The 12,716-nt window shown below is 66.1% G+C and carries 10 protein-coding genes and 1 tRNA gene; 8 read left to right on the top strand and 3 right to left on the bottom strand.

Annotation, left to right across the window (positions count from 1 at the left end; translation table 11 throughout):
• Nucleotides 1-35 precede the first annotated feature (35 nt).
• From ACESK5_RS16780 to ACESK5_RS16745, 8 genes are all read left to right on the top strand, one after another.
• A tRNA-Arg gene (locus ACESK5_RS16780) sits at nt 36-108 on the top strand.
• 486 nt (nt 109-594) lie between these two features.
• Nucleotides 595-4,245, top strand: coding sequence for an ATPase, T2SS/T4P/T4SS family (locus ACESK5_RS16775; RefSeq protein WP_372912729.1), 3,651 nt, complete (start codon nt 595-597; stop codon nt 4,243-4,245).
• A complete protein-coding gene (locus ACESK5_RS16770) occupies nt 4,245-6,278 on the top strand; it encodes a type II secretion system F family protein (RefSeq protein ID WP_372912728.1) in 2,034 nt (677 codons plus the stop codon). Before ACESK5_RS16775 ends, ACESK5_RS16770 begins: the two co-directional genes overlap by 1 nt.
• Nucleotides 6,275-6,814 carry a hypothetical protein gene (locus ACESK5_RS16765; protein ID WP_372912727.1) on the top strand — a complete coding sequence of 180 codons (540 nt, stop codon included), beginning with the start codon at nt 6,275-6,277 and terminating at the stop codon, nt 6,812-6,814. The genes ACESK5_RS16770 and ACESK5_RS16765 overlap by 4 nt, the downstream gene beginning before the upstream one ends.
• 1 nt (nt 6,815) lies before the next feature.
• Nucleotides 6,816-7,427 (top strand): hypothetical protein, encoded by a 612-nt coding sequence (locus ACESK5_RS16760; RefSeq protein WP_372912726.1) that lies wholly within the window; start codon nt 6,816-6,818, stop codon nt 7,425-7,427.
• On the top strand, nt 7,415-8,785 hold the full coding sequence (locus ACESK5_RS16755; protein WP_372912725.1) for a hypothetical protein: 1,371 nt from the start codon (nt 7,415-7,417) through the stop codon (nt 8,783-8,785). Before ACESK5_RS16760 ends, ACESK5_RS16755 begins: the two co-directional genes overlap by 13 nt.
• A complete protein-coding gene (locus ACESK5_RS16750) occupies nt 8,782-9,270 on the top strand; it encodes a hypothetical protein (protein ID WP_372912724.1) in 489 nt (162 codons plus the stop codon). The genes ACESK5_RS16755 and ACESK5_RS16750 overlap by 4 nt, the downstream gene beginning before the upstream one ends.
• A complete protein-coding gene (locus ACESK5_RS16745) occupies nt 9,263-10,036 on the top strand; it encodes a hypothetical protein (protein ID WP_372912723.1) in 774 nt (257 codons plus the stop codon). The genes ACESK5_RS16750 and ACESK5_RS16745 overlap by 8 nt, the downstream gene beginning before the upstream one ends.
• 48 nt (nt 10,037-10,084) lie before the next feature.
• On the opposite strand, the gene ACESK5_RS16740 is transcribed toward ACESK5_RS16745, so the two are convergent.
• The 3 genes from ACESK5_RS16740 to ACESK5_RS16730 all read right to left on the bottom strand — a co-directional run.
• Nucleotides 10,085-11,623: a hypothetical protein gene (locus ACESK5_RS16740; protein WP_372912722.1), complete on the bottom strand. Its 1,539-nt coding sequence runs from the start codon at nt 11,621-11,623 to the stop codon at nt 10,085-10,087.
• Nucleotides 11,624-11,953: 330 nt separating this feature from the next.
• Complete coding sequence (locus ACESK5_RS16735) at nt 11,954-12,103, bottom strand: rubrerythrin-like domain-containing protein (RefSeq protein ID WP_372912721.1); 150 nt, start codon at nt 12,101-12,103, stop codon at nt 11,954-11,956.
• Nucleotides 12,104-12,345: 242 nt separating this feature from the next.
• Nucleotides 12,346-12,716 (bottom strand): high-potential iron-sulfur protein (locus ACESK5_RS16730; RefSeq protein ID WP_372912720.1); only part of this gene is annotated, 371 nt, incomplete at its 5' end.

Here is a 12,716-nt window from a genome sequence, read left to right as displayed (position 1 = left end):
ACATCCTTTTTACGAGCGACTACAAACCGCCAGCGGGGCGTGTGGCCTAGCGGACAGGGCGAGAGGTTCCTAACCTCTCGATCGCGGGTTCGAATCCCGCCACGCCCGTGCAAGCAGGAGCGAGCACCGCGAGCGACGACTGAACCGGTACGGGATTCGAATCAGGGAGTCGCGCGCAGCGAAGCGAGCACGTCCGACCGTGGTTCGAATCCCGCCACGCCCGTTCTCGTATCGAGCAGCGCGGGGCCGACAACGAGACTGCGGTCTGGGCTACGTCGATTCCGCCGGGACCCTGGCGGGGCAGACGCGCCCACCGGACCGGACCTCGCCGACAAGGCGCGCGCGAGCGAACAGCGTCGTCCAGAACGACGACTGGCGTCAGACGCTCATGTCATTCCAGTTCCAGTTATCCAGTGGACCCCGTTACCACCGAACGCGTTTGCGCCCCGTTAAGCAGTACTTTACGCGCGATTCTCTGCAAAATGGGCTTCTATCGTCCACTCGCGCTGGCGCCGCAAACATTCCTACACTCACTTAACACGATATTAATACAGGAGAAGACTTTTTTAATTGTGAGAATAGACTGTAATGCTAATGGCTATCGACGACGCCGACGGTGCCGAGCGAGCGGGGGAGGGGACCGTCGACGCGGAGGCCGAGGGGGACCTGTCTGACCCTCCGGCCGCCGTCGGCGAATACACGTGGGCCGATTTTCTCGAGGAGTACGGGTCGGACGGGGAGGCCGACTCGCTCTACGAGACCCGCGAGACGAGACCGGGTGAGAACAGATGGGACGACGACAGCGGGGGAACGTTCGTCCCCGGACCCGCGGACTGGGACCGCGTCGACACCGACCCGGAGCTGTACCTCGGGTTCCCGCCGGAGGAGACCGAAGCCCACGTCGGGGAGGCCGGCCGGCGCGCGCGAGTACTCGACGACATCTTCGAGGAGTTCTGCGACCCGGAGACCACGCCGGTCGTCAAAGACGAGTGGATGTGGGAACACTACAAGCGCGAGTACTACTACGAGGACGACGGCAGTCGTCCCCGCTCCGACGGCGAAATCGAGGAGTTCGACGCCGAATCGGCGCTGGGGTTCGACCCGGACGTCATCGAGAACGCCGTGGCGCGCGCCGGGAAGCGCGCCGAGGAGCTGTCCGACGTCGTCGACGAGCGAACGGTGGACGTCACCGAGGACCTCGACGAGGACAGCTTCTTCACCGACGAACTCGGCGCGACGACGGTGGTCAACCGGTACGACCTCGAGAAGGCCGTGCCGATGGAGAAGAAACTCCACTTCGAGGAGATCGAGCGCTACTGGGTGAACAAGCCCTACGCGTTCGTCGTCATCTTCCACTCGCGCAAGGAGAACGAGCAGAAGTACTACGTCGTCCAGCCGTACATGAACCGCATCGAGTCCGACCTGAAGGAGTACCTCGAGGGGAAGCTCAGGACCTCCATCAAGTACTCCGAGCAGGGACTCGTGCGCGACGAGGACGGCCGACGGGCCGTCATCGAGAACGAGACGCTCGACCTCCTGGAACGCTACGACCTCTACGACGGCGCGGAGCGGGGCGGCGTCCTCGAATCGATACTCGGACTGTTCAACCGCGGGTCGACCGCCGAGGCGGAGACTGACGGCGGGGCGACGGCGGAGACGGTCGACGAGGGGGACGGACCGACCACCGAATCGCCCGAGGAACCGGACGCGTCAGCGGACGAACCCGACGAGAGCGGTGGACTGCTGGATACGGTCCGATCGCTGTTCGACGGGAAAGACGAGGAGGTGGAGTCCGAGGACGACGGGCAGTCGGCGAGCAGGACGACCGGCAGCGCACACGGGCCGCTGGCGGGCATCAGCGTCCGCCCCGAGCCAGTGTTGCTGGAGGAGAACTCGGACAAACTGAACGAGTACCAGGTCGAGAAGCTCCTGTACATGCTCACCCGGGACTTCATCGGGTACGAGCGCATCGACGGCATCAAACACGACATCAACGTGGAGGACATCTCCTGCGACGGGTACAACTCCCCGGTGTTCGTCTACCACGGCGACTACGAGCAGATCATCTCGAACGTGGAACACGGGAAGGAGGAACTCGACGACTTCGTCGTCAAACTCGCCCAGCGCTCCGACAAGGGTATCAGCAAGCGGCGCCCGCAGGTCGACGCGACGCTCCCCGACGGGTCGCGTGCGCAACTCACCCTCGGGAAGGAGGTGTCCGACCACGGGACGAACTACACCATCCGCCAGTTCAAGGACGTCCCGTTCACGCCGATCGACCTCATCAACTGGAAGACGTTCTCGCTCGACGAGATGGCGTACCTGTGGCTCTGCATCGAGAACAACAAGTCGCTCATCTTCGCGGGGGGGACGGCGTCCGGGAAGACCACCAGCCTGAACGCGGTCTCGCTGTTCATCCCGTCGAACACGAAAATCGTCTCCATCGAGGACACCCGCGAGGTCGAACTCCCGCAGCGAAACTGGATCGCCTCGGTGACGCGCCCGTCGTTCACGGACGACGACAAGGGCGACGTCGACGAGTTCGACCTGCTGGAGGCCGCGCTCCGACAGCGCCCCGACTACATCGTGATGGGCGAGATTCGGGGCGAGGAGGGCCGGACGCTCTTCCAGGTCATGTCCACCGGGCACACGACCTACACCACGTTCCACGCCGACTCCGTGGGCGAGGTTCTCAAGCGGTTCACCACCGAACCGATCAACGTCTCGAAGACGATGTTCACCGCCCTGGACCTGGTGTCCATCCAGTCGTCGACGCGGGTCGAGGGCCAGAAAGTCAGGCGGAGCAAGTCGATTACCGAGATAAACCACTACGACCCCGAGAACGACGAAATCAACGTTCAGGACGTCTACCAGTGGCAGGCCGAGACGGACGAGTTCCTGAAAATCGGGAGCTCCAGCACGCTCGAAGAGATCAAGTTCGACAGGGGGTGGAAGCAGGACAAGCTCGAACTCGAACTGTTCAAGCGACAGGTCGTGCTGGCGTACCTCATCGACCGCCGTCTGAACACGTACACCCAGGTTGCCGCGACGTTCCAGGCGTTCATCAACGACCCCGACTCGATTCTGACCCTCATGGCCAACGACGGCCTGGAGCGCAGCCTCGAAGACCTCCGGGAGATGGAGTCGGTCCACATCAACATCGCGCCGGAGAAAGAGGAGATGGTCCCGCGGCCCTCGCCCGGCGAGGAGGTGTCCGAACTGGCGTCGGACATCCTCGAACGCGCCGAGGAGGAGCTGTTCCCCAGGTACCGGGGCAAGGAGGCCGAGGACGTCGCCAGCCTCCTCCTGGACGTGGAAGAACAGCCGGACGTGACCGCGGAGCGCTCCGACCGACCCGAACTCGACGCCATCGCGGACGAAGTCGCGGAACTCGACGGCGACGCGCACCCGGCGCTCGGCGGCGGAACGGCCGACGAGGGTGACGACGACCTGGCGGAGTTCCTCGCGTCGGCCTCGGAGGCGGAGCGGGACGACTCGCCCGGAGCGAACGACGACCTGTCGGACCTCTTCGGCGCGGACGGAGACCCGTGGGACGACGAGGAGTCGGTCGAGTTCGGCGACGACGACTGGGAGGGTCCCCTCGACGCCGACTCCAAAGAAGAACTCGGCGGCGGACTGGGGGACGGCGACGCCGAGGACGCACCCGCGGAGCCCGAATCCGAGAGTCATGGCGGCGGTTCGGCGTTCGGCGACGAGTCCGGGTCGACGGGGGACGACGATGCGAACTGGGACCTCGACGGCGGCCCAGAGTGGGACGCGGACGATGAGACCGGCTGGGAGGAGAGCCTCGGACGCGAGACTGGACCGGACCGAGAGCAGGACTCGCGGCCTCGCGCGGACGACGATTCCGACGCCGAACGCGGATTGCCTCCGGAGACTGCCGACGAAGGGGGACGGGAGGAGAACCGACCCGCAGCGTCCGAACCGGCGGAGTCGGCGGCGAAACCCGACGACGGAAGCACGAGACCCGCGACGCTCGACCCCGAGGACTCGCTGACGCCGGACGACGACGCAGTGACCCCGGACGACGACGCGGACCGCACGGGAGCGACCGACGCGGCGGACGACTCCCGACGAGCCCCCGTCGACGAGGCCCACGCCGGGGACGGGGAAGAGCAGGACGCCGAGACGGACGAGGACGAGGACGAGGACGACACCGTCGACGACGGCTGGGCGTTCGGCGAGTTCGAGGGGGTGGACCCCGACGGCGAGGGGGGTGACTGATGAGCCTCGACGCCGGGTCGAGTTTCGATAGTCGAGCCGACAGCCTCGGCGACGCGTTCTACCCGCTGTTCGAGATGCTGTTCGACGAGGACGGGGACTTCGTCGACGACGTCGAGACGAAACTGCAGGAGGCCCGGATGCCGGACACGGTCGAACTGTACCTCTCGCGGGCGCTCGCCATCGGCGTCATCGCGGGGCTGGCGCTGTGGTTCGTGGGGACGTTCGTCGGATGGGCGCTGTTCGCCCTCGGCGTCGTCTCGCCGTCGGTGTTCAGCCTCGGCATCCCGGTCGGGAGCGAAGCCACGGCCGAAACGCTCCGGCAACTCGCGAAACCGGCCGCGATTCTCCTCTCGGGCGTCGTGTTCGGCGGCCTCGGATTCGCCGGGGGATTCGGCACGCTGGTCGCGATTCCGTTCTCGCGCGCGTCGGCGCGAAAACGCGAGATAAACATGCTTCTCTCCGACGCCGTCTCGTTCATGTACGCCCTCTCCGTGGGGGGGCTGAACCAGCTCGAAATTCTGGAGGCGATGGCGATGGCCGAGGACACCTACGGGGAAGTCTCGCGCGAGTTCCAGAGCATCGTCCAGGAGACGGAGTACTTCGGGACCGACTACCGGACGGCCATCCGCCAGCAGTCGCTGACGACGCCCAGCGACGAACTCTCGCAGTTCCTGACCGACATGCTGTCCATCGTCAACTCGGGGGGCGACATGCAGCAGTTCCTCGACGACAAGAAGGACAAGCACATGCGGACCGCAAAGCAGGAACAGGAGGTCACCCTGGAGACCCTCGAGCTGTTCGGCGAGATGTACATGACCCTCTCGCTGTTTCCGCTGTTGCTCATCATCATCCTGGTCATCATGAGCATGCTCGGCCAGGCACAGGAAATTCTCCTGTACGGCACCGTCTACGGCCTCATTCCGCTGACCGGGGCCGGCTTCCTCGTCCTGGTTTCGACGGTCAAGCAGGACGAACCCGGCGACGGCTACCTCCGCCCGGGCGAGGGGACCACGAAGCGACTGGAGGAGGGGCACAAGGAGGGACTGCTCCACATGGGTCTCATCGAGAGCTACGTCGGCGAGTTCGCGGTCTTCGACCGCATCCGGAGCCGCGAGGGGACGCTGAAGACCAGGGAACTCCTCGAGCGACCGCACATCTTCTTCCGCGACAACCCCCTCTACTCGCTGTTCATCACCGTCCCGGCGGCCGTCGCACTCCTCGGGGTCGCTCTCGTGCAGGGGGCGGCCCCGACGTCCTGGCAGGGTATGATCGAGAACCCCATCTGGGGGACCTTCATGTGGGTGTACGTGCCGGTGTACGTCGTCGCCGCGCCCCTGACCCTGTTCCACGAGTGGAACGTCCGGTCCCGGCGGTCCATCACCCGCAAGCTCTCGGACAACCTGCGAAAGCTGTCGAGCGCGAACGACACCGGACAGACGCTGCTCGAATCTATCAAGACCGTCGCGGAGACGTCGACCGGGAAACTGGCCGACGAGTTCGACGTCATGCACGCGAAAGTCCACTACGGGATGAGCCTCCGGGAGGCGCTCATCGAGTTCAACAACCGGTACCACATCCCACGACTGGCGCGGACGGTGAAGCTCATCAGCAAGGCCCAGGAAGCCTCGAGCCAGATTACGGACGTTCTCACCACCGCAGCCCAGGCCAGCGAGAACCAGGACGACATCGACCGGGAGCGCAAGTCGCGCACCCGGATGCAGGTCGTCATCATCCTGATGACGTACCTGACGCTCCTGGCCGTGATGGCCATCCTGAAGACCCAGTTCCTGGACGTGATGTCCGGGCTGACCCAGCAGAGCCAGGGCGCCAGCGGCGGTGGCGGCGGCCCGAGTTTCGGCGGGGGCGTCGACACGAACCTCCTCTCGCTGCTGTTCTTCCACGCGGTCACGCTGCAGGCCATCCTCTCCGGGTTCATCAGCGGCTACATCCGCGAGGCCGACATCCGCGCCGGCCTGAAGTTCGTCGTCGTGCTCCAGACCATCGCCCTGGTCGTCTGGATGGTGGTCGGATGACCCGACGCGGACAGACGACGATAGACTTCGCCGTCGGCGCGAGCATCTTCCTGCTCAGCGTGGCGTTCATCCTGGCGTTCGTGCCGGGGATGCTCGAACCGTTCGGCACGAGCCTGCAGGAAGAGACCGTCAGCGCCGACCGCATCGCCACCCAGATTTCGAACGACCTGCTCACCGCGGGCGACCGACCGCACCTCCTCGACCGGACCTGCACGGTGGCGTTTTTCGATTCCGCCGCGGACGACTCCGCGTGCGCCTTCGACAACACCCAGACGCTCGGAGACCGGTTCGGACTCGAGTCCCGCCAGCACCTCAACGTCCAGATCGTCGGGCAGGACACCGACGGAGACGGCACTCCGGAGCGGTTGTGCGCAGACGCCGACGGCCACGTCGACGAGGAGACGCAGGTGGGGACGTGTGCCAGCCCCTTCGAAGTGGGTGAGACGGTTCCGAACGAGACGGGGTCGGTCGTCGTCGCGCGACGGGCCGTCTCGGTCGACGGCGTCCGCGGGACGCTGCTCGTGAGGATGTGGTAGCGTGCGGGCCCAGGCACACACGCTGGAAGCGGTCACCGCGGCGATTCTGATCCTCGGGGCCGTCGTCTTCGCGCTCCAGATTACGGCCGTGACGCCGCTCTCCGCGAGTACGTCCTCCCAGCACATCGAGAACCAGCTCGCCGCGACGTCGGACGGCGTGCTCACCTCCACCGAAGAGAGCGGCGCGCTCAGGCGGGCCGTGCTGTACTGGGACGAGCCGCAGGCGCAGTTCCACGGGGCCGACGGCGGTCCGTACTACACGAACGACGAGGCCATCGACAACACGACGTTCGGCCGACGCCTCGTCGAGGCGTTCGCCGACCGGAGCATCGCGTTCAACGTCCGCATCTTCTACCGGACCCCCGGCGGAATGGACGACATCCGGTTCGTCTACCGCGGCGAACCGAGCGACAACGCGGTCACCGTGACGCGAATGCTGACTCTGTACGACGACGACGTACTGTACGCCGACGACCCCAGCGACGGCGTGATGGTGGCGCTTCCGACCGAACAGAACGTCAGCAGTGCGCCGTCGTTCTACGCGCCGGACGTGGCATCCGGGTCGGGCGTGTACAACGTCCTCCGCGTGGAGGTGGTCGTATGGCGGATGTGAGACCGCGGGGCGGCGGCGGACCGCCCAGCGGCGACGGCCCCCTGGGACGGCTCCGGCGACGCGACCGGGGGCAGTTGTTCCTCGTCGCGGCGATGGCGCTGAGCCTCGTGTTCGTGGTCCTGGCGCTCATCCTCAACTCGGCAATCTACACCGAGAACCTGGCGACGCGACAGAGCGAAGTCGGGAGCGCGAACGAGGTGACCGTCCTCAGGGAGAGCGTCCAGACCGGACTGGGCGGCCTGATGGACCACGCGAACCGGAACGGGGGTGACGCCGCCTTCGGGAACCGCGAGTCCGACTTCCAGGCCGGAGTCGGAGAGTGGGCGCGCCAGGAGGGCTACTTCTCAGCGCTGAACGGGCACGACACGTCAGTGTCGTTCGTGGACGCCCGCGAGGGCACTCGCATCGTCGACGACGACGACACCACCGCGTTCGTCCCGCGAGACGGGTCGACCTCGGCGTGGACCGTCGCAACCGACGCGAAGATTCGGCGGTTCCGGATGGCGGTGAACACAAGCGAATTTCCGGGGTCGTTCACCAACACGACCGTCGAATCGGCGCTGGGGTCGCTGTCTTCCACCGGTCCATTCATGGTGGAAATCGACGACGGAACGTCCACCTGGGTCGTCGCTGTCTACGACGACGGGAGTGACACTGCAGTGACGGTCAAAGACGGGAGCGCGTTCTACACCTGCAAAACGGGCGCCTCGACGGCGGTAGTGGACCTGACCGCGGGAACGGTCGGCGGGACGACCTGCCCGGCGCTCAAGCGAATCGACCCCGAGGGTCCGGTGACCGTGGAGTACCACAACCCGGACCAGATAGTCGGCACGTGGATGCTCACCGTCGACCGTCCGGAGTCGTCCTTCCGGAGCGCGGTCAACTACGACGAGAACGCGACCCACTGCGGGAGTTCGGTCTACGAAGACGGACCGGGGAGCGGCGTTCCCTACACGACGGAGGCGGTGTACTCCTCGACGGTGCGGATGACGTACGCCGACCCGAACGTCGAGTTCTCGTCGGACGTCCGGGTCGCGCGGGGCGAAATCGGCGGGGCGGCCCACGCACCAACTATCGACAGCGTGACCGTGACCGACGCAGGAGTCGATGACTTCGAGGTAGACTGGTCGGTGTCGGACCCCGACGGGGACCTGTCGCAGGTCGTTGTCGAGGCAGAAGGCGCCACCGTCGATACGGCGAGCGTCGGAGGGGCGACGGCGAGCGCATCTGGAATTGAAATCGACGAGAGTGGGTCGAGCGTCGAAATCACCGTCGTCGTCACTGACGTCGCGGGGAACACGCGACAGGTGACGCAGGTCCACGACGAGGACGACGACGCCACGGGGTGTCCGCCGTGACGCGTCGCCGACCCGGCGACCGGTCGCGGGCGGCGGGGACGGACCGGGGCGTCTCCACCGCGCTCGGGTTCGTCCTGAGCCTCACCGTGACGACCATCCTCATCAGCGGTCTCCTCATCGCCGGCGGGTCGCTCGTCGACGGCGAGCGAAACCAGACGGTGCGGAACGAACTCCGGGTCATCGGCCAGCAGATGGCGGCCGACCTGACCGCCGCGGACAGACTCGCGCGCCTCTCGGACGAGGGAACGCTGCAGATAGCCCGCGGGTTCCCCGAAACGGTCACCGGGGCGCGGTACACGGTCGCCGTTTCGAGCGTCGGGGGCGACGCCTACCAGCTAGAACTCACCACCCGACAGCCGGACGTGTCGGTGACGGTCGGATTCGTCTCGGCGACGCCGGTCGACACCGGGTCCGGGTTCGCCGGCGGCGACGTGGTCATCACCTACGACCACACAGTCGGAACGCTGGAGGTGCGGAATGACTGACCGGGCCGTGAGCGACGCCATCGGGTTCGTCCTGGTGTTCTCGCTCATCATCGCGTCCGTGGGGGTCGTCTACACGGCGGGGTTCAGCGCCCTCGCGGACTCTCGCGACGAGGAGCGCGTGACCAACGCGGTGCGAGCGTTCGACGTCCTCGCCGACAACTTCGAGGACATCTACCGCACTGACGCTCCGTCGCGGGCGACCGAAATCAAACTCTCCGACGCGTCGCTGGCGTTCGGCGAGGAGGCGGAACTCACCGTGAACGTGACGAACGTACCGGGTGAGTCGTACAGCGTCGACGTCGAGCCAATCGTCTATCGCGCCAGCAACACCGACACGACGGTCGTGTACGAGAACGGCGCGACGTTTCGAACGGACCGCGGTGCGGGCGTGATGAAGAGGTCGCCCCACCTGCTCGTCCGAGACGCGGGCGGGAGTCGGGTCGTCATCGTTCCGGTCGTCCAGACCCGGTCGAAGAGCACGACCGGCGTCGGCGGGTCGTCGACCGTCCTCGTGCGGTCCGAACGGATCGAATCCGAGATGCTGTCGTCCGTGCCAGCCGACGCGGACGACAACGCGAACGTGAGCCAGTACGACGTCACGATAACCCTGGAGACGGACCCGGCCCGCGCCGAGGCGTGGATGCGATACCTGGACGACCAGGACGGGACGACCTGTTCGATGCCCGCGAGCGACACCGTCGAGTGCACCGTCGTCGCGGACGAACTGTACGTCAGCGTGACCCGCATCGACGTGTCCTTCGCCTGACCCGGTCGACGGGGCGTCGATTCGACCGCGGAAAACTGACCGGCCGCGCTACACGAACTCGACTCGAATCTCGTTCTCGCTGACGTGGATGTAGGTGACGAACCGGTCGTTGGCCGGGTAGTTGATGCTCCCGTACGACGCCGATTCGGAGATGCTGTCGGAACTCTTGTCGTCGACGGTCAGGTCGATGCCCGGTCCCATCAGACCGAGGTAGTGACTCATGAGCGTGCCGAGTTGTTCGCTCTCGCCGTCCGCGTACTCGTAGCTCTCGTTCCCGGCGGCGCCGAGCGTCGCCCCGGGGTGCTGGTCGAACGTCGGCGTCGTGTCGCGCGACCCGCTGTTGCTGAAGTGGACCAGTTGCCCGCTCGGTTTCTCGTTCCGGAGGAGCGTCGTCGACTTGAAGTCGGCGACGAGTTTCACCTCGTCGTCGCCGTCGCCGTTCAGGTCGCTACACTGAGCCGTGAACGCGTCCTCCCCGACCCAGCTCTCGTAGGTCGTCCCGCCGTCTTCGGAGTAGAAGACGACCACGTCGGCGGTGGCCGAACATCCGCTCCCGGTCCCCTGAGCGAGGTGAGCCTCGAACTGTCGGCTCCCGCTCTCGGCGTACATGGACCACTCCAGGTTCGCGAAGTCGGCGCTGTCCGTGTCGTCCGGCCTGAGCGCGATTTCGAACTCGTCGAGGTTGTGCCCCCCGTACAGCCCGCGAATCTCGATGGCGCTCCCCTCGTTCGGCATCGTGAACCCGCCCGTGAGACCCGTACTCACCAGCTCCAGTCGAACGGTGTCGGCCGCGGGATAGGTGATGTTGCCGTCTGTCCGCTCCTCGAAGTAGTCGCCCCAGGCGTTCGCGTACTCGCTCTCGACGGTGATGGTGATGCGGCCCTTCTCGGAGGGGTTGTCGTACGGGTCGCCGTTGGGGTACGTCGCGGTGGGCGCCGGGAACTCGCGTACCGCGGGCGCGTTCCGCGAAATCTTCGCCGTCGCGGCGCCGCCGGCCCCGCCCGACCCTCGGACCAGGATGACGGGGAGCGTGAGCGTCGCCCCGCGGTAGTGGAACTCGGGCGGTGAAACCATCGTGGCCCGCCCCTGTCCGTCCGTCCGCCAGACGCCGCCGCCCTGGTACGCGATGGTCGTCTCGTCGTTCCGGTAGACGACGGCGCCCAGTTCCCCGGAGTAGAGGTTCACGTCGTCGTCTCCGTCGGCCCAACTCACGCCCGGGTTGTCGACGTCGTCGGCGTCGTTGTTCGCCCCCCCGTCGAAGTTGACGTGCGTGACCGTGAGCCGTCCCGCGTCCGGGACGACGGCGTAGGACCCCTCGTCGCCGCCGAAGCTGACTCTCCTGACCGGCGAGTCGCCGAGACCGACCGTCGCCGCCTGGGAGTCGAACAGCGTCATCGCGTGTTCCGCCCTCGTCGTCGCCGACTGCGACTGCGTCCCCCCGATGGCGTTCGACCCGAGAGCGACGACGGCCGTCGTCCCGACGATGGTAATCGCGAGGATGAGAACCACGCCCACCGTCTCTGACTGGGCCGACCGGTCGCGGACGAACCGGTAGAGCCACGGTATTCGCTCTCCTGAACTATTCATTACTACATAAATGTACAGCGTGTATTTAAAATGTGGTATCGGCGAGTGAGACGCCTCGGCGGAGTGACACCGACGTCCTGACTCGGCCGCTCACCCGGTCATCGTCCGGGAATCGCACGACCCCGCCTAGAGGAGTCGGCGGCGTCCTCTCGGCCGCCCGGCGTTCTGGGAGAGCAAATCCGTCCGTCGTCCGAGAAAACGAATCCGCTCGTCGTCCCCGAGGGTGGCGACGGAACGCCGCGCCGCGCGAGGGCGAGGAGAACCCGACTGGCACCCCGAGGTGGACGGCCGCGCCGGGGGAGATGACAGGTTTGCGCCCGTCGACGCCGATTACTGGTGTCGAGGCACGCTGAGGTTCTGGACCGTGCCGCCGCAGGTCGGACATCCCGTCACGCGGTCCGCGGTCGTCTGGCGGTCTCCGCACTCGACGCACTCGAAGTGGCTGACGCCGCTCGGTTCGAAGGGGTCTCTGAAGGACATAGGAACGGCAACGTGTTGGGAGAGGATAACGTACCCAGCCGATTGTCACTGTGTGAGAATCTGTGACACGTTTACATACTACATGAAGTTCGGCGATAATGTGTGCCCGCGCGTGGGTCGCCCGAAACCCGCGTTCGAGGTGCGACCAGATTCGACAATCGGCGTTCGGGACCAAGACGGGAAACGGGGAACGCGAGCGTTACCGGAGTACAATCGAGCGAACTGCAGGTTCAGGGGCGTCGTTACTCCTGGTGAGGGACGAAGCTCGCACACCACCCGTTCGGTTCTATCGTCCCCTGGACGATGGAGCACGCGCCCAGGTCGTCTCCGTTCTTGTCCTCGATGTAGTACGTACACCCGGAACACTTCTGGCCGCCGTTCGGGCTCGACTTGTAGTTGACCGCGTCCTTGGACGCGAGGCTCCCGGGCTTCCGTTCGTTACCGCCGATACTCGTCGCCGTCTCGTACTGGGAGGGAACCGACTCTCCGTCGCCACCGCTGGCGGTGGTTGTCGAGTCGCCGCCGTCGCCTCCGCCGCCGGTACAGCCTGCAAGAGTTCCCAGGGCTACTGTGCCGGAGATGGAGACGAACCGTCGTCGCGTCGTGTCGCGTT

It is taken from the genome of Salinigranum sp., from assembly GCF_041641895.1.
In the GTDB taxonomy this organism is placed as follows: domain Archaea; phylum Halobacteriota; class Halobacteria; order Halobacteriales; family Haloferacaceae; genus Salinigranum.
The sequence above is the reverse complement of the archived record's forward strand: the minus strand, read 5'-3'. Positions and strand labels throughout refer to the sequence as shown.

What these genes read in the sequence shown, in the direction of transcription:
- ACESK5_RS16775 (WP_372912729.1), top strand. Translation starts at nt 595, where the DNA reads ATGGCTATCGACGACGCCGACGGTGCCGAGCGAGCGGGGGAGGGGACC.
- ACESK5_RS16770 (WP_372912728.1), top strand. Translation starts at nt 4,245, where the DNA reads ATGAGCCTCGACGCCGGGTCGAGTTTCGATAGTCGAGCCGACAGCCTC.
- ACESK5_RS16765 (WP_372912727.1), top strand. Translation starts at nt 6,275, where the DNA reads ATGACCCGACGCGGACAGACGACGATAGACTTCGCCGTCGGCGCGAGC.
- ACESK5_RS16755 (WP_372912725.1), top strand. Translation starts at nt 7,415, where the DNA reads ATGGCGGATGTGAGACCGCGGGGCGGCGGCGGACCGCCCAGCGGCGAC.
- ACESK5_RS16745 (WP_372912723.1), top strand. Translation starts at nt 9,263, where the DNA reads ATGACTGACCGGGCCGTGAGCGACGCCATCGGGTTCGTCCTGGTGTTC.
- ACESK5_RS16740 (WP_372912722.1), bottom strand. Translation starts at nt 11,623, where the DNA reads ATGAATAGTTCAGGAGAGCGAATACCGTGGCTCTACCGGTTCGTCCGC.
- ACESK5_RS16735 (WP_372912721.1), bottom strand. Translation starts at nt 12,103, where the DNA reads ATGTCCTTCAGAGACCCCTTCGAACCGAGCGGCGTCAGCCACTTCGAG.